Origin of the sequence: Aggregatibacter kilianii (assembly GCF_003129965.1) — a bacterium.
GTDB classification, from domain to species: domain Bacteria; phylum Pseudomonadota; class Gammaproteobacteria; order Enterobacterales; family Pasteurellaceae; genus Aggregatibacter; species Aggregatibacter kilianii_A.
In genome coordinates this window covers 105,198-127,236 of the sequence record NZ_NRCJ01000004.1, presented here as the reverse complement: position 1 = coordinate 127,236, position 22,039 = coordinate 105,198, and the positions used below count along the sequence as shown (strand labels likewise).

18 protein-coding genes are annotated in these 22,039 nt (G+C 45.3%); 5 read left to right on the top strand and 13 right to left on the bottom strand.

The features are described 5' to 3' along the window. Nucleotides 1–11 precede the first annotated feature (11 nt). The 3 genes from DK430_RS04085 (at nt 12) to DK430_RS04075 (ending at nt 3,350) form a co-directional block, all read left to right on the top strand. Nucleotides 12–800 (top strand): DUF8095 domain-containing protein, encoded by a 789-nt coding sequence (locus tag DK430_RS04085; RefSeq protein ID WP_162616804.1) that lies wholly within the window; start codon nt 12–14, stop codon nt 798–800. A 177-nt stretch (nt 801–977) separates the two neighbouring features. Continuing rightward, nucleotides 978–1,541 (top strand): DUF5358 domain-containing protein, encoded by a 564-nt coding sequence (locus DK430_RS04080; protein WP_109077834.1) that lies wholly within the window; start codon nt 978–980, stop codon nt 1,539–1,541. A gap of 144 nt (nt 1,542–1,685) precedes the next feature. Beyond that, nucleotides 1,686–3,350, top strand: coding sequence for a bifunctional metallophosphatase/5'-nucleotidase (locus DK430_RS04075; protein WP_109077833.1), 1,665 nt, complete (start codon nt 1,686–1,688; stop codon nt 3,348–3,350). Nucleotides 3,351–3,440: 90 nt separating this feature from the next. Here DK430_RS04075 and psiE read toward each other — a convergent pair whose 3' ends face one another. The 8 genes from psiE to DK430_RS04025 form a co-directional block, all read right to left on the bottom strand. Beyond that, entirely contained in the window at nt 3,441–3,860 is a 420-nt protein-coding gene (gene psiE / locus DK430_RS04070) for a phosphate-starvation-inducible protein PsiE (protein WP_109077832.1), read from the bottom strand. A gap of 115 nt (nt 3,861–3,975) precedes the next feature. Then, nucleotides 3,976–4,293: a transposase gene (locus DK430_RS04065; protein ID WP_239496781.1), complete on the bottom strand. Its 318-nt coding sequence runs from the start codon at nt 4,291–4,293 to the stop codon at nt 3,976–3,978. Between the two features lie 482 nt (nt 4,294–4,775). Continuing rightward, the gene (locus DK430_RS04055; protein ID WP_109077831.1) at nt 4,776–6,464 is read right to left on the bottom strand and encodes an AIPR family protein; all 1,689 of its coding nucleotides are present in this window, start codon (nt 6,462–6,464) and stop codon (nt 4,776–4,778) included. A 73-nt stretch (nt 6,465–6,537) separates the two neighbouring features. After that, the gene (gene purL, locus DK430_RS04050; RefSeq protein WP_109077830.1) at nt 6,538–10,428 is read right to left on the bottom strand and encodes a phosphoribosylformylglycinamidine synthase; all 3,891 of its coding nucleotides are present in this window, start codon (nt 10,426–10,428) and stop codon (nt 6,538–6,540) included. A gap of 160 nt (nt 10,429–10,588) precedes the next feature. Continuing rightward, nucleotides 10,589–10,888, bottom strand: a complete 300-nt coding sequence (gene fis / locus DK430_RS04045) for a DNA-binding transcriptional regulator Fis (protein ID WP_032092358.1) — start codon at nt 10,886–10,888, stop codon at nt 10,589–10,591. 4 nt (nt 10,889–10,892) lie between these two features. Continuing rightward, entirely contained in the window at nt 10,893–11,867 is a 975-nt protein-coding gene (gene dusB / locus DK430_RS04040; protein ID WP_109077829.1) for a tRNA dihydrouridine synthase DusB, read from the bottom strand. 279 nt (nt 11,868–12,146) lie between these two features. Continuing rightward, entirely contained in the window at nt 12,147–13,031 is an 885-nt protein-coding gene (gene prmA, locus DK430_RS04030) for a 50S ribosomal protein L11 methyltransferase (RefSeq protein ID WP_109077827.1), read from the bottom strand. A 52-nt stretch (nt 13,032–13,083) separates the two neighbouring features. Then, entirely contained in the window at nt 13,084–13,539 is a 456-nt protein-coding gene (locus DK430_RS04025) for an Lrp/AsnC family transcriptional regulator (protein WP_204352509.1), read from the bottom strand. A 157-nt stretch (nt 13,540–13,696) separates the two neighbouring features. On the opposite strand from DK430_RS04025, the gene dpaL reads away from it, so the two are divergent. Together dpaL and DK430_RS04015 are read left to right on the top strand one after the other, a co-directional pair. Continuing rightward, nucleotides 13,697–14,899 (top strand): diaminopropionate ammonia-lyase, encoded by a 1,203-nt coding sequence (dpaL, locus tag DK430_RS04020; protein ID WP_109077826.1) that lies wholly within the window; start codon nt 13,697–13,699, stop codon nt 14,897–14,899. A 46-nt stretch (nt 14,900–14,945) separates the two neighbouring features. Next, on the top strand, nt 14,946–16,316 hold the full coding sequence (locus DK430_RS04015) for an alanine/glycine:cation symporter family protein (protein WP_109077825.1): 1,371 nt from the start codon (nt 14,946–14,948) through the stop codon (nt 16,314–16,316). A 63-nt stretch (nt 16,317–16,379) separates the two neighbouring features. Here the strand turns inward: DK430_RS04015 and panF are convergent, their stop codons facing one another. From panF to accC, 5 genes are all read right to left on the bottom strand, one after another. Next, the gene (gene panF, locus DK430_RS04010) at nt 16,380–17,807 is read right to left on the bottom strand and encodes a sodium/pantothenate symporter (RefSeq protein WP_109077824.1); all 1,428 of its coding nucleotides are present in this window, start codon (nt 17,805–17,807) and stop codon (nt 16,380–16,382) included. Further along, on the bottom strand, nt 17,804–18,079 hold the full coding sequence (locus DK430_RS04005) for a YhdT family protein (RefSeq protein ID WP_109077823.1): 276 nt from the start codon (nt 18,077–18,079) through the stop codon (nt 17,804–17,806). Before DK430_RS04005 ends, panF begins: the two co-directional genes overlap by 4 nt. Before the next feature lie 21 nt (nt 18,080–18,100). Then, a complete protein-coding gene (locus DK430_RS04000) occupies nt 18,101–19,540 on the bottom strand; it encodes a surface lipoprotein assembly modifier (protein ID WP_109077822.1) in 1,440 nt (479 codons plus the stop codon). Between the two features lie 64 nt (nt 19,541–19,604). Further along, nucleotides 19,605–20,468 carry a Slam-dependent surface lipoprotein gene (locus DK430_RS03995; RefSeq protein WP_109077821.1) on the bottom strand — a complete coding sequence of 288 codons (864 nt, stop codon included), beginning with the start codon at nt 20,466–20,468 and terminating at the stop codon, nt 19,605–19,607. 215 nt (nt 20,469–20,683) lie between these two features. After that, entirely contained in the window at nt 20,684–22,030 is a 1,347-nt protein-coding gene (gene accC, locus DK430_RS03990) for an acetyl-CoA carboxylase biotin carboxylase subunit (RefSeq protein ID WP_109077820.1), read from the bottom strand. Nucleotides 22,031–22,039: the final 9 nt, after the last annotated feature.

Below are 22,039 nucleotides of genomic sequence, written 5' to 3'. Positions count from 1 at the left end.
CACTTGTGAAAATGACCGCACTTTTAGGAGTGCGGTTTTTTAATGGCAGATTCTTTAAATTTTTTGGAGAAAAAATGAAAATCCTGAAACTCACTGCTCTTACTTGTTCGATCATGGCATTAACCGCCTGTTCTAATGCCAACGCGCCCGGCAAAAATAAAGATAATTGGAGTGCACTTCAAGATATTTCTATGGGGGTGCATGAACGTCACTATGTTGATTTGGACAGCAAAACCAAATCCATTTCTTTTGAAAAAATCGCCGACACATCCAATACCGACACTGAAAAGCCCATTCTGAAAGCACGTCGTGGCAACAAAACCCTTGGAGAAATTTACCAGCAAAAATCCAGTACGGATAGAACAATTCCTGTTATGTATTTACTCCATGGAAAATCAATGAACCCAAGAAAAGAACAAGATTTGAAGAAATTAGCCAATGCCAAAAAACTTGAATATTATGAATTTGGACAAGGGCGTTTAAGTCATGCGATTTTTACAGCCCCAAATGGCATTTGTCGGGATTTCAAAACAGAACAAGGCGTGAATTTTCATATTGCCACCAATTATTACCATCTCGACGGCGCAACCTCTCCTCTTGAAGATTATCTAACCTACCAAATCAAGGGGATTTATGCTCAAAACAAATTTATTATTGACGAGTACAGCGCCGGCATCATAAGCGAAAACAAAGCTTTCGTAGAAAAATATACGGCATCCATTAAACAAAACGGCGATAAATTGCCTAATGCAAATGCTGCTGAAAAAGGTCGAATGATCGAGATGGTGATTTGCCATTAGTCTTCTCTTTACTTTATTTAAAAAGTGCGGTGCTTTTTTCCGGTGTTTTTGCAACGAAATTCATGTTAAAAACCCACCGCACTTTTCCTTTCCGCAAAACAAACCTTTTCTAAATGACGTGCTTATTGTTAGAATAAGCGACAATTTTTCTGTGATGTATCAACTCAAGGTTTAACCATGTTAAAAAAATTAGCTTTATCAAGCATGATCTTATTAATGGCGGGCTGTTCGCTGTTCGGCACAAAACAATCGCCAATTCCGGGCGAATACGCGCAAGCGGATTATTTGTTATCCGATGCCGATGCGCAACGTTGGGTGTTCGCCAGTAAGCAGGCGGAGCAATGTATCTATCCGAATTTGACCCGCATTTTGCAACAGCATTTCCCGAAAGAAGACGCGTATATTCACTCGCAATACATTTTCTTCTACCCGTTAGAAAATATTATTGGTGAGAAATATGTGAAAATCATTCAGGAAGATGAAAAATCCATGAATTATGCCACTTACCAATATAAAAAATTCAGACAGGACAAAGTGGAAGACATGGACAAAGCCCAATGCGACGTGTTAAGACGCAACGCGCTGGATGATTTGGAAGTGGTGAAAGGTCAATATCGAAACGGCATGATCGAGGTACAAAAAAATGCGGACGGCACAGTGAAAACCGCTGATGGCGTGGCAACCAACCAAAATAAATTCTTCTTCGACATCATCAAATGGGGCTCCGCTTTGTTGCTCTAGTTGAAATCAACGCCATCCATGAAACGCACTTAATCGCCGGTTAAGTGCGTTTTTTCTTTTTGCATAAATCCGGCTGAAACCATATTGCTTGTGCCATGCAAACCGCTATAATTCGCCGCAGATTTATCACAACAAGGAAACCCCATGAAAAAACTCATTTGTTCATTATTTGCCCTTTCCGCTCTCAGCACCGCCGTGGCGCAGGAAGTGAATATCAAAATTTTAGGCACCTCCGACGTGCACGGACGCATCGTGCCATGGAGCTACGGCGCGGACGTTGAAGATCGTTCAGGCTCTTATGCGCAAATTGCCACTTATGTGAACGAAGCCCGTAAAAATCACAAGAATCTGGTGCTGGTCGATGTAGGTGACGCTATTCAAGATAACCAAGTGGATGTGTTTGCCAAAGAGGAAAAATATTACAAAGATCACCCGGTGGCAAAAGTCTTGAACGCCATGAACTATGATATTTTCGTGTTGGGAAACCACGAATTTAACTTCGGCATGAAAGCCTTAGATGAAATCTTAAAAGATATTGAAGCGCAAAAAATCACCGCAAATTTCTACTACGCCAAAGACGGCAAACGCTATCTTGAACCGACAACCATCATCGAAAAAGACGGTGTGAAACTGGGCATTATCGGCTTAACCACGCCGATGTCCGCCAAATTTGAAGAAGACACCGGCAACCTCAAAGACATGAAATTCACCTCGCCGACAGAAGAAGCCAAAGCGCAAGTTGCGGCACTGAAAGCCAAAGGCGTGGACGCCATTATCGCCGTGAGCCACATGGGCATCGACAATGAAAACAACATTCCCGACACCGGTATGCGCGATGTGATCAACGCCGTGGACGGCATTGATGTGGTGATCGCCGGCCACATGCACAAAAACGTACCGAGCGAAACCATCAAAAACACCTTAATCACCGAACCGCACCGTTATGGCACGGTGGTGTCCGAAGTGGATTTAACTTTCGACATTAACGACAAAAAAGAAGTGAAATTGTTGAAGAAAGAAGCCAAAACCGTATCGGTGAAAGATCTGGCTTCCGATGAAAAAATCGTTGAAATTTATAAGCCGTATCACGAAAAATTGCGCGAATTAAACAACGTCGTCATCGGTCAAACAGCAAACGAAATGGTGCCGCAAGGCAAAAAACACGGCGTGTCCATCGCCTTTGCGCAAGACACCGGCTTGTCCTCTTTTATTAACGATGTTGAACGCCATTACAGCGGCGCAGATGTCGTCACCTTCTCCTTCGACCACCAAAACGCCCGCATGGACAAAGGTGACATTAAGAAAAAAGACATCATCTTTAACTATCGCTACGCCGGCGGCGACGTGACCGTTTACGAAATGACGGGCAAACAGCTGAAACAATACATGGAATGGTCGGCGGATTATTTCGACACCATTCAACCGGGCGACACCGAGTATCGCTACAACGCAGAGCGTAAAAAATCCAAATATGTCACTTACGATATTTTCGGCGGCGTGAAATTCAACATTGATTTACGCAAACCAAGCGGACAAAAAATCGTGGATTTAACCCTTGCCGACGGCAAACCGATCACCGACGACATGAAATTGAAAGTGGGCATGAACTCCTACCGCTTCAACCAACTGCACGGCAAAGGCGGCATCTTTGAAGGACAGGACATCCCGGTGGTGTGGGAATCTAAAGTGGCAATGGGACGCGACAAAGGCACGATCCAAAACATGATGATCGACTACATCCAAAACGTGAAGAAAGGCAAAATCGAAGGGCTTTCTCACAACAACTGGAAAATCATCGGGTTAGAATAAACCTGATTAACCATAAAAAAATACCGATGGCGAAAACCATCGGTATTTTTGTCTATGAAAAACGTCGTTAAAAACAACCGCACTTTTTTATTAAATATTCCGTAATTTATTGGAATACAACACCAAACAAAGCGCAATCACCATAATCAAAATCGCGCCGGCGAACAAAATCGTATCCACCGAACTTTCATGGTTCACGATAATCAAACGCAACATGGCGGTAATCCCCGCGTAAATAAAATAACGCAACGGAAAGTGATAGCCGCTTTTAAAATATTGCACGATTAAACCGATAAACCCGAAATACAGGAAAAACATCACCGCCTGCTCCGCAACATCATAAGGCACCACAGATGACGTATTCAGCACCATTATCGCCAGCGAATAAGTCACCTTCACCAAGGCAATCACCAACACCGCCGCCAACGCAATCAATGACGTGCTTAACACAATCTTCAACACGCCCGTCACCACACGCGGCAACTTTTCCAATTCTTGAGATTCTTCCATTCTTCGTTCCTAATCTAATGAAATTAATGCAAAAAGGAGCGTATTCTAATGTAAGTTTGAGGGTGGGTAAATAGGCACCGACGTGGAAAAACGTTTGGATTTTTTACCGCACTTTTTAGCTGAGAACATCAATGCCTAAAACAGAATCAGTTACCTGCCAATAATTTTTCGCACTGCTATATTTCCAATCCTGTGCTTCCGACACAAACCCGTTTACTACAGGATTTTGGTGGATATACTCCAATTTTTCGTCAAAAAATTTATCGGAATGGATTTCGATGGGTTGGTTGTGGTGTTGCCAGAATTGATATTTGGTGACTTTAGAACTACGTTTTCCGGCACGTTCAAACATCCAAAGCAACCATTCTTTACGGCTTTCTTGTTGATTATCTTTTATTAATTGAATTAATGAAGTAGCAGTAAAATGTTTCAAATCTCGAATAAGTTCTGCGGGATCGGACTATTCAGCTTTAAAAAGTAAATGAATATGGCTTGGCATAATGCAATAACCATAAATTTTCACCCCTCTATTCTTTCGACAATATTCTACCGCCTTTATAATCTTTTCAAAATAAACTTTTCTGATAAAAACATCAATCCAAAAGACTGTAGCAAAACTAACAAAATAAACACCTTCCGGATTATAAAATTTATATTTTCTACTCATCAGCTCAGTCATATAAAATCAATATAATCCTAAAATCAAATAAATTTTATTTTAAAATCCATAAAGATTGATTATTTTCTCGATCTAACTCACAAAATCACAAACTAATCTCTCAAAAACTAAATGAATAATCAAATTAATAGCTATATTGATAGCGCACGCTTCACAGCGTGTGCTTGTAACTAAACAGAAAGAAAAAGGGCGCACGTTAGGAAACGTGCACCATCGTGGGAGAGACTTTCAGAAATTTATGGGAAAATATAAGCTTCAAGTTCTTTACATTTTGTCATATTTTTAAAAAAGGATGCTAAAAAAGCATCTGGGTACTTATCTTCAATAAATTTAGATATTTTTTCAATAATAAAGTTTAAATCATTATATATATCGATATTCAAACTTTTATTTGTTAATTGACTATAAATATTAATTTTCTTTGCAACAAGATGTGTTATAACTCTATTGCCATGCGTATAAATACCATACAACCGCCCCCCTCTTTTACTCAGAGATTCAATTTTCTCATTTAATAATGAATCTATTTTTCTAGTAAATAAAACCGAGTTATATACCTGATAACCATTAACTCCAGCATTAAAAATTTCTTTATATATTCCTTTATCTAGATCTTCAAAAAATTTACCTATTGCATTTTTTACCTGAACAGCAAGATTAATATTTTTATTTACTGAAGCGAGAGCAATTGTAGCCTCTTGTAGATTAAATGATTTATCACTAGATTTAAAGGATTCAGAACGCATAATACTATATTCAATGTTCTCTAAAATAAGCTCATTCTTTATTCTTTGTTGCTCAATATCCTGAGATGCAAAATCCATACCTTCAATTCTATTCTGTCTATTATTAGCTTTAGTTATTGATTTCTCTAATTCAGAATTTTTTGTCACTTCAATAAGTCGAATATTAACCTGTACATTATTTAATGAATCTTCACTATGGGTTGACTTAAATTTTCCTATTGTACTAACAGTTTGAGCACCATTAACAATAGACACATTCTCTAATTTAAAGGAGCCAATAGTTTTTGCCCCACCACCAACTGAGGTTTTAGAAATTTTATCTGCAATAATAGTGATTCCATTATTAAAATACCAAAATAAATTTGGACAATCTTGTAAAGTCTTCTCCATTTCTCCATTAACATCCGTTCTTCCTAGAACTTTTCTAATATTATTTTCAAATAGTTTATCTCCATATTCCTCCCACCAAGAAGAAATTTCATTTGCTGGAATACAACCATAAAATGCCTTATAAGGTTCTGACACAGACCCCCAGTTAGATAAACCTAGTTCTAAATTTATTGAATCCCTACCAGCCTTCATGATTAAAGATCTATGAATCTCACTCTGATTCATTCTCTTAAATGTCGCCACCGATTCAGCATTAGAGTCTCCATTCTCATTTATTTCATCTAATGTCTGTTGAATAGGTCTAATATTATCGCTGACTAAATCTGATTTAGTGCATGTATCGATTAGTACAATCTCAAATTTTGCACCATAAGTATTTAGTGCATTATTTATACTATCGTATTTATTCTTTATCTTTTCATTAAAAGTATCTAAATTTAATTGAAATAAATCTTTTATCCCTTGATTTATTTTTAATAAATCTCCTTTATCTGGCTCTCCCGAACCATCCTTTTTCCATTTAGATTGAACTACAAATAATTTCTTTAAATATTCTGAATAATATATAGCATCTATTCCATTATCTTTTTCTCCATCAGTTACTGCATTTGCAGCCTCATCTAAACTGCATCCTGACAAATGATAAATGGCATACGCAGCCAAACATCGAGACAATACATTTGATTCTTGATCTTCTCCATATTTATAGGAAATATCTTTCAAATCTAACTTTTTTTCAAATAACTCTTTAATTTTTGTTGATATTTGTTGAATATGAATAAAACTCATACTATACACCTTGAAATAAAAATTTAGTTACAGTACTTCTCAGTACTCCGATTTCTAATAACCTATATAAATACTAAAAAACCACCCTCGCATTCCTAAAAATCCGCATCCAAGCGCCATCTTCTCCCCATTCTTCCGGATGCCATGAGTTGCTTACAGTACGGAAGACGCGTTCCGGGTGTGGCATCATGATGGCGACGCGGCCGTCGGTGTTGGAAAGGGCGGTGATACCTTGAGCGGAGCCGTTCGGGTTTACCGGGTACACTTCTGTCGGGTTGAGGTTGTTGTCGATGTATTGCGCGACAATCAAGTTTTGCGCTTGAAGTGCGGTTAAATTTTCAGGTGTTTTGAATTCCACTCTGCCCTCGCCGTGGGAAACCGCAATTGGCATGTGGGAGCCTGCCATGCCTTGGAACCACAGGGAGTTGCTTTCGTTAATGCGAACCAAGGCGGCGCGGGCTTCAAAGCGTTCGGATTTGTTGCGCACGAAACGCGGCCAGTTTTCCGTGCCCGGGATGATTTCCGCCAATGTGGAAAGCATTTGACAGCCGTTACAAATACCCAGCGCCAAGGTGTCTTCGCGTTCAAAGAATTGACTGAATTGATCCCGTAATTGCGGGTTAAATAAAATGGATTTCGCCCAACCGCCGCCGGCGCCGAGTACATCGCCGTAAGAAAAGCCGCCGCACGCCACGAGCGCGTTGAAGTTTTGCAGGTCATAACGGCGATTGTGCAAGTCGCTCATGTGTACGTCGATGGCGTCAAAGCCGGCGCGGTCGAATGCCGCCGCCATTTCCACATGGCTGTTGACCCCTTGTTCACGCAACACTGCCACTTTCGGGCGTTTGCCGGTGGCGATGTAAGGCGCGGCGATGTCTTCGCTCGGGTCGTAAGTTAAACGGGCGGAGAAGCCTTTATCCTGCGGATTTTTCTTCGTGGAGAATTCTTGGTCGGCGCATTCCGGGTTGTCGCGTAAACGTTGCATTTGGTGGGTCAATTCCGCCCAAATGCCGCGCAAGTCGGAGCGTTTTTCGTTGAGTAACACTTTAGTACCACGGGTGATTTCGATTTCGTCGGTTTCGGTAACGGCGCCCAGTTCTTTCACCAAATGCAACACATTGTGTTTGGCGAAAACGTCGCGCACGAAGTTGAGATCGCTGTCGCGCACTTGGATTACCGCGCCCAACTCTTCGTTAAATAGCACGGCTAAATCGTCGTCCCCCAAAGCGCTGATGTCTACTTCTACGCCGCAATGTCCGGCAAATGCCATTTCAGCCAAGGTGACGATTAAACCGCCGTCGGAGCGGTCGTGGTATGCCAATAATTTTTCCTGTGCCACCAATTCCTGCATAGCGTTAAAGAAGTTTTTCAGCGCATCGGCACTGACCACGTCTGCCGGTTTGTCGCCCAGTTGAGCATAAACCTGCGCCAATGCGGTGGCGCCCAAGCGGTTTTTGCCTTCGCCTAAATCCACCAACAACAAGCGGGATTGCCCTTTATCGGTGCGCAGTTGCGGGGTGACGGTTTTGCGCACGTCTTCCACGCGGGCAAAAGCACTGATGATTAAAGAAAGCGGTGAGGTGACGCTTTTTTGTTCGCCGTTCTCCTGCCAAGTGGTTTTCATAGACATGGAGTCTTTACCCACTGGAATGGTTAAGCCTAACTGCGGGCAAAGCTCTTCGCCCACGGCTTTTACGGCGGCATATAAGCCCGCGTCTTCGCCTTTATGACCGGCGGCGGACATCCAGTTGGCGGACAATTTAATGCGTTTAATGTCGCCGATGTTAGTGGCGGCGATGTTGGTGAGGGATTCTGCCACGGATAAACGGGCGGAAGCGGCGAAGTCCAATAAAGCGACCGGCGTACGTTCGCCCATGGACATGGCTTCGCCGTAATAGCTGTCTAAGGTGGCGGTTGTCACGGCGCAGTCAGCCACCGGCACTTGCCACGGGCCGACCATTTGATCACGTGCGACCATGCCGGTCACGGTGCGGTCGCCGATGGTGATTAAGAAAGTTTTTTCCGCCACTGCCGGCAAGCGAAGCACGCGATGCAACGCGTCTTTTAATTGAATTTGGCTTTGTTCCAGCAGTGCACCGTTGACGCTTGCGGTTTGTACGTCGCGGGTCATTTTCGGGGTTTTGCCGAGCAACACGCCCATCGGTAAATCAATCGGATCGTTGTTGAAATGCTCGTCGTGTAACGTTAAATGTTCTTCTTCCGTGGCTTCGCCGATCACCGCATAAGGTGCGCGTTCACGACGGCACAGTTCCTCAAAGTGCGGTAGTTTTTCCGGGTGAATTGCAAGCACATAGCGTTCTTGCGATTCGTTACACCAAATTTCCAGCGGACTCATTTCACGCTCGTCGCTCAAGATTTTGCGCAACTCGAATTTACCGCCGCGACCGCCGTCATGCACCAATTCCGGCATGGCGTTGGACAAACCGCCTGCGCCCACGTCGTGAATAAAGGCGATCGGGTTGTCGTCGCCCAACTGCCAGCAGCGGTCGATCACTTCCTGACAACGGCGTTCCATTTCCGGGTTGTCCCGTTGCACGGAGGCAAAATCCAAGTTTTCTTTGGATTTACCGGACGCCATGGAAGACGCCGCGCCGCCGCCTAGGCCGATATTCATTGCCGGGCCGCCGAGCACCACCAGTTTCGCGCCCACCGGGATTTCGCCTTTTTGGACGTGTTCGGCACGAATGTTGCCGATACCGCCCGCCAACATGATCGGTTTGTGGTAGCCGCGCACTTCTTCGCCGTTGAAACTATTGACTTTTTGTTCGTAGGTACGGAAATAACCAAGCAACGCCGGGCGGCCGAATTCGTTGTTAAACGCCGCGCCGCCTAACGGGCCTTCCAGCATAATGTCTAATGCGGAGGCAATGCGGTTCGGTTTGGACAGCGGGGCTTCCCAAGGTTGTTCAAAGTTTGGAATGCACAGGTTGGATACCGAGAAGCCCACCAAGCCCGCTTTCGGTTTTGCTCCGCGACCCGTGGCGCCTTCGTCACGGATTTCGCCGCCGGAGCCGGTTGCCGCGCCCGGAAACGGGGAAATGGCGGTCGGGTGGTTGTGGGTTTCCACTTTCATCAAAATGTGGGTGTCTTCGTTGTGATAACGGTAAGTGCCGTCTTGATCCGGGAAGAAGCGTCCCGCTTTGGATCCTTCCATCACCGCCGCGTTGTCTTTATAGGCGGAAAGCACGAAATCCGGGGTTTTCTCAAAGGTGTTTTTGATCATTTTGAACAGGGATTTATCCTGTTTTTTGCCGTCGATAATCCAGTCGGCGTTGAAAATTTTGTGGCGGCAATGTTCCGAGTTGGCTTGCGCGAACATATAAAGCTCGATGTCGTGCGGGTTGCGTCCAAGTGCGGTGAAATTTTCCATCAAATAATCGATTTCATCTTCCGCCAGTGCCAAGCCCAATTCCACGTTGGCGGTTTCTAAAGCACTACGTCCGCCGTTTAGAATATCCACGGTTTTAAACGGCTTTGGCTCCTGATGACGGAACAACACATCCGCTTCTTGTGCCGTGCGCACCACGGTTTCCATCATGCGGTCGTGTAAAAGTGCGGTCAGTTTTTCCGATGTTTTTTCGTCTAACGCTTGGCTTAATTCAAAATAATATGCCAAGCCGCGTTCGATGCGTTCCACTTCGTTCAAGCCGCAGTTGTGGGCGATGTCGGTGGCTTTGGAAGACCAAGAAGAAATGGTGCCGATGCGCGGGATCACAATGAAACTTTCGCCTTTGGCGTCGTGTTCGGCGAGGGTCGGTCCGTAATGTAACAAGGCTTTCAGTTTGGCTTCCTGCTCGGCGGAAAGCGCGGCGTTTAATTCCACAAAATGCACATATTCCGCATACACGGATTTGACCGGTAATTGTTGCTGTTGGAATTTTTGCATTAAGGCGTTAATACGGAATTCGGAAAGGGCGGGAGAGCCACGGAAAGTTTGGAACATGAGGATTACCTTTGAGGTTAAATTGAAACAAAAATCGCGGGCTATTATAAAGGAAATCAGGTGAAACGAAAACGTTTGCGTAACAAAAACAGGCGGGAAAAAAGCAATAAAAAAGCCCTTATCAAAGCGACAAGGGCGATGGCCAAAATAAGTTAAAAAATTAACCCATACCGTATTTTTTTAATTTTTTACGCAATGTACCACGGTTAATGCCAAGCATTGTCGCCGCGCGGGTTTGATTACCACGGGTATATTGCATCACCATATCCAACATCGGGTGTTCCACTTCTGCCAAGACCAATTCGTAAAGATCATTCACGTCTTGACCGTCTAATTGAGACAAATAGTTTCTTAAAGCCTGTTTTACCGAATCACGTAGTGGTTTATTGGTTACTTGTGATTGAGAATTTAATACTGAAACCGTTAACGCTTCAGCCGGATTGCGTTGTTGTTCTAACATTGTTCTATCCATGTAAATCAATTAACTTAAAAAATTGCTCTAACGCGCGCAACTGCTCTTTGGCGGAGGTCAGCGCATTAAAACTTTGCTTAAAAACAGAATGAGGTTGAATATCCTGTAAGTACCAAGCGATATGCTTGCGTGCGATGCGATAACCTTTTTCTTCGCCGTAAAACCGATGAAGATCCCGGATATGCTGCAAAATCACGCGACATTTTTCTTCTAAACTTGGTTCCGTCACGATCGTATGCCGCTCGATTAAACCGACCACGCTTTGAAACAGCCAAGGTCGCCCTAACGCGCCGCGCCCGATCATGATACCGTCCGCCCCCGTGTAATCGAGAACGAATTCGGCTTGCTCGGCAGAAGTTATATCGCCATTGGCAATCACAGGAATGGAAACCGATTGTTTCACCGCTTTGATGGAGTCGTATTCCGCGACGCCTTCAAATTTACAGGCGCGCGTGCGACCGTGCACGGTTAACGCTTGGATTCCGCTTTGTTCTGCGATTTTGGCAATTTCTACACAATTTCGATTTTCCGTATCCCAACCTGTGCGAATCTTCAAGGTTACCGGAACCTTAACCGCTTTCGTCACAGCCTCAAGAATCTGTCGAACCAGTTCGGGATATTGCAAAAGGGCGGAACCCGCCATTTTACGATTCACCTTCTTTGCCGGACAGCCCATATTAATATCAATAATCTGAGCGCCGTATTCCACATTCACTTGAGCGGCCTGCGCCATTTCATCGGGATCGGAACCCGCGATTTGTACGGCATTAATGCCTGCGTCCCGGTGGTGTGCCAAGCGCAGTTTCGATTTCTCGGTATGCCACACCTGCGGGTTGGTTGACATCATTTCGGAAAAGGTCAAACCTGCGCCGTAATGTGCGCAAATGCGCCGAAAAGGCTGGTCGGTAATTCCCGCCATGGGAGCCAATAAAATGCGATTTTTTAACGGATAAGAACCAATGCGCACCAACGACTCCACGACTTTCCAACGACTTGACCAAACTCCCTTGCCAACCGACAAGGTGCGCTATCATACGCACTTTTAATGCGTTTGAAAAGTGTATTTTTTAGACAATTTGTAAATTTTTTTGATTCTTTTAAGCTGGTCAAATTTCTGAAAGAAAAACGGCGGAAAACCTTGACATTGTCCATAAAATTTTTATGGGATTTGGAGGAAAAGAAGAAAAAGTGCGGTCAAAAAAAACGTTGTTTTTTGTGCCCGCACTTTTACGTCATTAGATAGGATTTAGGCTTTTAACTTCCCCGTAATCCGACACCATTCTTCACGCTCCGCCACAGGTTCCAAATCAAAATGTTCGGCATAGGCATCACATACTGATTGCGCTTGTGTTGTTAAAATGCCCGACAATCCCAAATCGCCATGGGGTTTCACCAGTTGGCTGATTACGGGATAAAGCTCTTTTAGCGGACCGGCAAGAATATTCGCCACCACCACATCGGCTTTCAAATCCGACGGTTTTTCATCAGACAAAAACAGCTGCAAGCGATCGGCAACGCCGTTTTGCTCCGCGTTATTACGACTGGCTAAAATCGCCTGCGGATCGATGTCAATGCCCACCGCACTTTTCGCCCCCAGTTTCAACGCCGCAATGGCAAGAATACCGGAGCCGCAACCGAAATCGATCACTGTTTTGCCCTGTAAATCCAAGCCGTCCAGCCATTCTAAACAAAGGGCGGTGGTCGGGTGCGTCCCCGTGCCGAAGGCCAAGCCCGGATCAAGCATCACGTTCACCGCATTCGGATAGGGCACATCGCGCCAACTCGGACAAATCCATAACCGTTTGCCGAATTGCATCGGGTGGAAATTATCCATCCATTCGCGCTCCCAATCTTTGTCTTCGATTTGCTCGATTTTGTAGGCGGAATGCTCGTCCAGGTGTTTCGCCTGCTTAAGCGCCTCCACCACCGCTTTCATATCGGTTTCCGCATCAAATAAAGCAATCACATCCGTGTTGCCCCACAAGCGGGTTTCCCCCGGCAACGGCTCAAAAATCGGCGTGTCCTGACTGTCCATAAAGGTCACCGACACCGAACCGATTTCCTCTAAAAAATCACTGATTTGCTCTGCCTTTTCGTTGGTACTATTCAGGCGAATTTGAATCCAAGCCATGTTTATTCCTTCGTTTAATTGATAAAAGTGCGGTTGTTTTCTGAGGTGTTTTTTATTCCACGATTACCGCCAATTCCTGCTTCGCATTTTGCAATGACACCAGCGTGCGGAAATGTTTAATATTGCCTGAGGCAAAAAACAATTCGCGGGTCAACTGTTCGTATTCCGCCATGTCACGCACGCTGAAAATCAACAAAAAATCAAATTCTCCCGTCACATAATAAACCTGTTGAATTTGCGGACATTTTACAAAGCGTTTTTTCGCTTCTTCCAGCAAATCCAACCGTTCGTTATCCAGCGTCACTTCGGCAATCACCGTAATCGGTCGCCCGACTTTCTGTGCATCCACGAGGGTGACGCTGTTTTTAATGATACCCGCTTTTTCCATAGCGGCAATGCGGCGGTTAATGGCGGAAGCGGATAAATTGATTTTATAGGCTAAATCCCGTTGGGAAATGCGATTGTCTTTCTGTAATTCGGTGAGAATTTTTTTATCAAAATAATCCATTTTCTCTGTGATCTCCATCACACTTGCAACATTGTTGCGATTTTAGCATGAATATTTCCTAAAAAATGCAAATAGCACAACAAATTTGCGCCACATTTTATGTTTGCCCTCGGCATAATACCGCTCAACAACCCTTTTTATCTGACAGGAGCACATCATGAGCGCAAAAATGCTAATCAAATTTAATCAAATGAAAAAAACTTACGCGGAAGGCACAAAACTGGATTTTGTGAACCGTGCCGTTGCGCAGGAAGCCAATCAATTTCACCGCAAATGTGAAAACTATCATCCCACCTCTTTAATCAGCTTGCCGCATTTAAGCCAAAAACTCGGGGTTCAAGCGATTTATGTGAAAAATGAAGGCGAACGTTTCGGCTTAAATGCTTTTAAAGGCTTGGGTGGCTCTTTTGCCGTGGGCAAATATTTAGCACAAAAATTAGGACGCGACATTAACGAATTAAGTTTTGCCGAACTTGCCTCACCGGAAGTGAAAGCGCAAATCGGCGATATTACTTTGGTGACCGCGACGGATGGCAATCACGGACGCGGCGTGGCATGGGCGGCAGAACAACTGGGTTTGAAAGCCGTGGTGCTAATGCCGAAAGGCTCCTCTGAAATTCGGGCGCAGAATATCCGTAATCACGGCGCACAATGCACCATTACCGATTTGAATTACGATGATGCCGTGCGCATGGCAAATCGACTGGCGCAGGAAAACGGTTGGGTGATTTTGCAAGACACCGCCTGGGATGGCTATGAAGAAATTCCGACTTGGATTATGCAAGGCTATCTCACCTTGGCAAATGAAGCCTTTGAACAGTTACCGCAATTGCCGACACATATCATTTTGCAAGCGGGTGTGGGTTCATTTGCCGGGGCGATTATGGGCTTTTTCGTTGAACAGATGAAAGAAAACATGCCGAAAATTATCGTGGTTGAGCCTCATCAAGCCAACTGTTTATACCAATCCGCCTGTGCCAATGACAACCTACCGCACAATGTGGGCGGGGATATGCAAACCATTATGGCGGGCTTGGCGTGTGGTGAGCCGAATACGGTGAGCTGGCCGATTATTCGCGACTATGCCGATGTGTTTATTTCTGCCGATGACCAACTTGCCGCCAACGGGATGCGCATTGCCGCCGCGCCACGTCCACATACGGATCCGGCTTATATTTCTGGCGAATCCGGCGCTATCGGCTTAGGTTTGCTCTATGAACTGAAATCCAATACGGAATATCAATCCCTTTGCCGACAGCTCGAACTGGATGAAAACGCCCGTGTATTTATGGTCAGCACCGAAGGCGACACATCACCGGATATTTATGAACAAATTGTGTGGTTAGGCAGAAATAAATAGCGCTTATCCCCGCTTCCACCCTCTCAAGTAATTCAAGGAGCATCCTATGTTGCAAAACATCTTAGACATATTTGAATTTTTATGGGGCGGTCCGCTGTTTGTTTTGCTGATCGGTATTGGTCTTGACTTTAGTATTCGGCTGAAATTTTTCCAGATTTTTGGTTTAGGGAAAATTTATCGCTATACCATCGGCACCCTCGCCGGAAAACATAAACAAAATACTACCGGAGAAGCGACCTCGAATAAATCCTTGAAATCCATTGAAGTGGCGGCAACGGTGCTTTCCGGCTCATTGGGCGCGGGTACCATTGCCGGTGTGGCTGCCGCCATTGCCATCGGTGGCCCGGGAGCGATTTTCTGGATGTGGATGATTGCCACCGTGGGTGTGCTGACCAAAATGGTGGAAGTGACGCTTGCCGTCCATTATCGGGTAAAAGGCGAAAACGGCGAGTATTACGGCGGACCGATGCACTACATCAAACGCGGATTAAGTAAAAAATGGGCGCCCCTAGCTTCATTATACGCCTTCGCCTTAATGATTCTGGTCACCACCGATGCCTGCTTCGTACAAACCAACACCATGGCGGCAGTCATTCACTACACTTTTGAAACGCCGACCATTGTGGTGGGTATCGGCATTGTGTTGGTCGGCGCCTTTGTCATCTTAAAAGGCTTGGCAGGCTTAGGGAAATTCTGCACCTTCGCCCTGCCACCGATTACCCTCGCTTATTTCATCGGCACCGCTTGGGTGATTATTGATAACTACCAAGCCATCCCTCAAGTGATTATGGATATTTTTCACTACGCCTTTGCTCCCGCGCCTGCCGCTGGCGGTTTTGTGGGCTCCACCATCATGATGGCAATCAGCAAAGGGGCAAGTCGTGGTATTTTCACCAATGAAGCCGGGATGGGGACATCCGCAACCGTGCACGCCACGGCAAACGTCGATTACGCTTTCCGCCAAGGCTTATGGGGTGCTGTGGAAGTCTTCTTTGTGTCCATGATTACCTGTAATTTCACCGCTTTCGCCGTGCTCACTTCCGGAATGTGGCAAAACGCCGAATACCAAGGCATTCAAATTGTCTTTGCCGCCTTAGCGGAAGTTTGGCCACCGTTTATCGTGCATATTCTCACCCTCGGCGTGGCGTTAATTCTGTTTACCTCATATCTGGGCTCCTTCATTAAATATCGCACGTCCATTAACTATTTATTCGGCGACAAATGGGAAAGAATCATCAAATGGTTCTATTTTTTACCGCCGCTCATTGCCGTCAACATGGAAATTCCGGTGATTTGGTTAATGGCGGACATTGCCGTGGGTTTCTTGGTCATTCCTAATGTGATCGCGCTATTCTTACTGCGTAAGGATTTCATCGGCGAATATCAAAAATTCAAATCCGCCGTGATGGATAAATAAAAAAACAAAAGCGGGCAACACTGCCCGCTTCACATAAAAAACGCCGGAAAAAGCAACCGCACTTTATGAACGTTTTTCCCCCACTTTATTCCCCACCAAAAACGCGATCAAACCGAACACTAACGCTGGGGCAATTGGGTTGAAGCCTAAGAGTTTAATACCGAATTGGGTTAATAAAATAAAAGAGACCAAACCGACCAACATAGAGCTGATAGCGCCGAAGGCGTTGGCTTTGTCCCAGTAGAGCCCGAGCACGATTACCCATAAAAATGCCGCTTCAAGCCCGCCGAAGGCAAACAGGTTCAGCCAGATGATCATATCCGGCGGATTGAGGGAAGCGAAGATTAAAAGTGCGGTCAAAATTAAGGTAATTAATGACGAAATCCGTCCGATGCGTTTTTGATTTTGCGCCGCCTGCGGTTTTGCCGCCAAGTACAAGTCTTTCACAAAAATGGAGGAAGATTGAATTAATTGCGCGTCCACCGTGGACATGATCGCCGACATGGGCGCGGCAAGGAAAATCCCGGCAATGATCGGCGGTAACACCTGCAACATCAGGCTTGGAATCACCTTATCCGATACCGTTAAATCCGGCACTACAGCGCGCCCCAATGCACCCGCCAAGTGCATACCGAACATGATTATCGTCAACACGATGGTGCCGATGAGCATGCCGTTATGCAACGCTTTGCTGTCTTTAAACGCCATGCAACGCACCGCCGTGTGCGGCAAGCCCACCACGCCGAAACACACCAAAATCCAGAAGGACGCCATAAATTGGAAATCCAGCATGTCGTTCGGTCCGTATGGGCTGACAAGGCTCGAATCAATTTCAGTTAATTTTTTGACCGCACTTTCCACGCCGCCTATTTGGTAAATCACACCGCCCAGCAAGACAATCGTGCCTAAAATCATCACCGTGCCTTGAATGGTGTCCGTTAACACTACTGCGCGGAAGCCGCCGATAAAGGTGTAAATTCCCACGGTTAAGGCGAAAATCAACAAAGCTTGGGTGTAAGGAATGCCGATGGTGGTTTCCAATAAACGGGCGCCGCCGATAAATTGCACGGTCATGGCGGCAAAGAAAGCGATTAACAACGCCACGCAGGCGATCCACACCAAGTATTTGTTTTTGTAGCGATAAAGCAATAAGTCATTGATTGTCAAGGCATTGGTTTCGCGGGAAAGCAAGGCGAATTTTTTCCCCAAGGCGCCAAGCGCCAACCACACCGCCGGCACTTGAATCATAGCAAGTAAAACCCAGCCCAAGCCGTATTTGTACGCGGCACCCGGTCCGCCGATAAAAGAACTGGCGCTGGCATAGGTGGAAGCCGTAGTCATGGCGAGCACAAAGCCCGTCATGGAGCGATTACCCACATAATATTCGGAAAGAAAATCGCCGCCTTTTTGGCGTTTCACATAAGCATAAATGGCGGCGCCGAACACAAACGCCAAATAAATGATGAGCGGAAAAACAATCCCAAGATTCATGAGTGACGCTCCGTTGTCGAATGTTGTGTTTTTTGTTCCACATCCAGCGGAATATCCTGAAAGACAATTTTAATCAGCCAGTACGCCACCACAATAAACAGAATCGGCAGGTAAATGCAGGCGAGTTCAAACCAGAGCGGGAAGCCGATGGGGCCGTGCGTGTCTTTAGGCAAATAGGCGCACAAGCACCAACCGATCACATAAAACAAGGTTAAACCTAATGCCCAACGGGCTTCTTTGGTGGCTTGTTTATAACGTTGTTGTAAATCCATTACCTTATCCTTCGTTGAAATCTAAAAGGTTTTACTCATTTCTAAGTAAATTCGGTTTTTATCATAACGATAAAACGGATGATTGCCGTCGTTTTTTTGGTACGACCAGGTTAATTTCGGCGTGATACCAAAAAAGTACAGGTTTCGGTGCCACAGGGTGAGATTGGACTGGTATTCATTGTTTTTCTGACGAATGCTAAAGAAATCAATGTCTTTATAGGTGCGTCTGGCATAGGCAAGGGAAATGCGGCTGGAAATACCCAACGGCCACTCCTGCACCCAGCCCAAACGGATATTTTTGCGCTGATAGGCGTTATCCCGATCGCGGGTATTTTCGCGGTTGTAATCCACCCCGGCGAACCAATATTGTCCGCTGTATGGCAGGAATAACAAGGTATTCGACCACAAATAATTATTGCCGTTTAAATGTTTACGCTTCACATAACGCTGTTCACCGTATTCAAGTGCGGTGGAAATTTGCCACGTTTTATTGAGCCAATGGCTGAACTCTAAACGCACGCCGGAATTTTTAGAAAATTGTTTCAAGGCATCGCTACCGGAAGAACCGCCGGCATACCAGCGTCGTTCGGTAAACGGCAGGAAAACGACTTCGCTGTTTGCCGTTTGGTAACCCAAGCCCGCGCCGACACGCGCATTGAATTCGTTATATTTTTTGTTATCCCAGTAATATTTACCTTGCCCGTCCAAAATCACTTTGGCAAAGAAATTTTTCGGCAATGACCATTTCTTTTCACTGCTGAGATAGTAAGAAAGCCCATGCGCCGATTCTCTTTGCCATGCCGACCAACCGCCGATACGGGTGCCTGCTTTCGGCGCATTGTTGACGTTCGATTCATTTAAAAAGCTGATTCCGCCGCTGATTTTCCATTGGTCGCGTCGGTTAATCGCCGTCAAATACTGATCGATCATCTGCTGCGCTTGCCCGTCATTGACTTCTGAACGGAGTTTTTGGAATTGATCTTTCGCCGCTTCGTTATCGTTATTCAAAAATAACGCGTGGGCTAACTGATAACGGATCTGCAAAATGTCGGGGCGTTGCGCAAACAGGTTACGATATTCCTGCACCGCGTGGGCATAATCACCTTGCTTAACGTCCATAATAGCCTCCGCCCAAGTGAGCAAAAACGGATCCTGCTGCGGCAGATTTTTGTATAGCGGCAACAGCAATTCCACCGCTTCCGAATTATTCTGCAACACCGCCGGAATCAACCCGCGAATAATTAAATCGGGATGTTTCGCCAGTTCTTCTTTGGTGATGGAAAGGGTGTGTTTATTATCGCCCTCTTGCTGAATAGGCTGAGGCTGTGCAAGCTGGGGCTTCGCCTCCTGAATCCGCTCTTCCGGCAAGTTATTTTTTGGCTCAGCTCTTTCTTCTGCAAATGCAACATTTGCTGCCGTCATTGCCAAAACAAAAGAGAAAAAAGGATAATTCAGTTTCATTGCGTATAAATTTGTAGAAATGAATAAAGCAAGCCGCAGCTTGCTTTATGTTTTTTACTAAGAATTATGGATTAGCTTTAGTGCTGTTATCTTTTTTTGCACCGAATGCGCCATACCAAGGCTTATCTCCTGATCTATAAAATGCCCCGGCTAATGCTTCCGCATTATCGCCATAGAATTTTCCCTCTACGACTGCATCACCGGATAAATGATTCGATTTAGCTGTTCCTGTAAAACCGTTATTAGAAATATTTGCTGTCATATTAACCACTTGAGGATCAAATAGGTTTTCTGTACGTTCTAACGTATTAGGTTCAAAAGTAAATCTGCCATCTAATTTTTTGGAAGCAAAATCCACCCGCATTTGTGCCTTACCCGTTGTGACTTCAGTACCAACACCGATAGGATCGCCATTAGTTTTTTGACCCGCTATAACTACACTACCTGAATAACTCACTTCACCTGCACTAGGTACATCTTTGGCAGTTTGGCCATTATAAAATACTTGATCATTAGGTAATTCATCTGCTTGGGAAGATAAATAGCCGTACTGATAAAGTGTTTCATTCACTCCGGTAACAACATAATATTTAGAATTTTCAAGTAAATTAATCTTATGTCCATCAATATCCAAAGCTTTCAAATCCGAATTGCTATTGATCGCTATTTTTTGTGCATCACCTTGTTCGGAAATTGAAAACACAAAACCGGTACTAACTACAGGAGCAGGGTTAGGTACTGGACTTGGGTGTGGTTGTGACGGCTGTGACGGCTGTGACGGCTGTGACGGCTGTGACGGCTGTGACGGCTGTGACGGCTGACTTGGAGAAGAATTGTTTCCACCGCCACCGCTTCCACACGCAGCGACAGTTAATGAAGTTAATACAATAAGACTTAATTTTGAGACTGAGCGTTTAAAATGACTCATAAAAAACTCCTTAGAAATAAAAAAAGAAACGGCATAACTATGCCCATAAAGCCACTAAATTTTTTATAAATGCTGAAATTTTAAGTGGAAATAACCGCTTAACGGTTTAAAACAATAAACAAAACGCGTTTATTGAAAATCAATAAAGTGCGGTAAAAAAACACCGAGAATTTCTACCGCACTTTATGAGATTAAATTGAATGAAAATCGGCTACTTATTCGTGCATGCCTAATTTTTTCTCCAAATAGTGGATATTGGTACCACCTTTTTGGAAGTTTTCATCATCTAAAATCAAATCATGCAATGGGATATTGGTTTTAATTCCGTCGATGATGGTTTCCGACAAGGCATTTTGCATGCGACGAATCGCCACTTCACGGGTATCGCCGTAAGTGATGAGCTTCGCGATCATGGAATCATAGTGCGGCGGAACGGTGTAGCCTGCATAAATGTGGGAATCCCAACGCACGCCCAAACCGCCCGGGGAGTGCAGGTGTGCCACTTTGCCCGGCGATGGCAGGAAGGTTTTCGGATCTTCCGCATTGATACGGCATTCAATGGCGTGCCCTTTCACTTTGATGTCTTCCTGTTTGAAGGAAATCGGCAAGCCGGAAGCAATACGCAACTGCTCTTTCACCAAATCCACACCGGTAATCATTTCGGTCACCGGGTGTTCCACTTGAATACGGGTGTTCATTTCAATGAAATAGAACTCACCGTTTTCATACAGGAATTCAAAGGTGCCCGCACCACGATAGCCGATTTCAACGCAAGCTTTCGCACAACGGGAGCCGATGTCGCGACGGACTTCTTCGGTAATGCCCGGTGCAGGCGCTTCTTCCACCACTTTTTGGTGGCGACGTTGCATGGAGCAATCACGCTCGGCAAGATAGACGGCGTTACCGTGGGTGTCGGCTAACACTTGGATTTCCACGTGACGTGGATTTTCCAAATATTTTTCCATGTAAACCATGTCGTTGTTGAATGCGGCTTTCGCTTCCGCTTTGGTCATCGCAATGGATTCTTCCAACGCGTCTTCGCTACGCACCACGCGCATACCGCGACCGCCACCGCCGCCGGAGGCTTTGATAATGATCGGATAGCCGATACGTTTGGCGATTTCTTTGTTTTTCGCGATATCGGAACTTAACGGACCATCGGAGCCCGGCACGCAAGGCACACCGGCTTTTTTCATGGCGTTAATGGCGGATACTTTATCCCCCATTAAACGGATCACATCGGCGGTCGGACCGATAAAGATAAAGCCGGAACTTTCCACCTGTTCGGCGAAATCGGCATTTTCGGAAAGGAAACCATACCCCGGGTGGATCGCATCGGCGCCGGTCACTTCGGCGGCAGCGATAATCGCCGGGATATTTAAATAACTTTTTGCTGATTGTGCAGGACCGATACACACGGTTTCATCGGCAAGCAGAACGTGTTTCAATTCACGGTCGGCGGTGGAATGTACCGCAACGGTTTTAATGCCCAATTCTTTGCAGGCGCGCAAAATTCGCAGTGCGATTTCACCGCGATTGGCAATAACAACTTTTTCTAACATAATCAATCC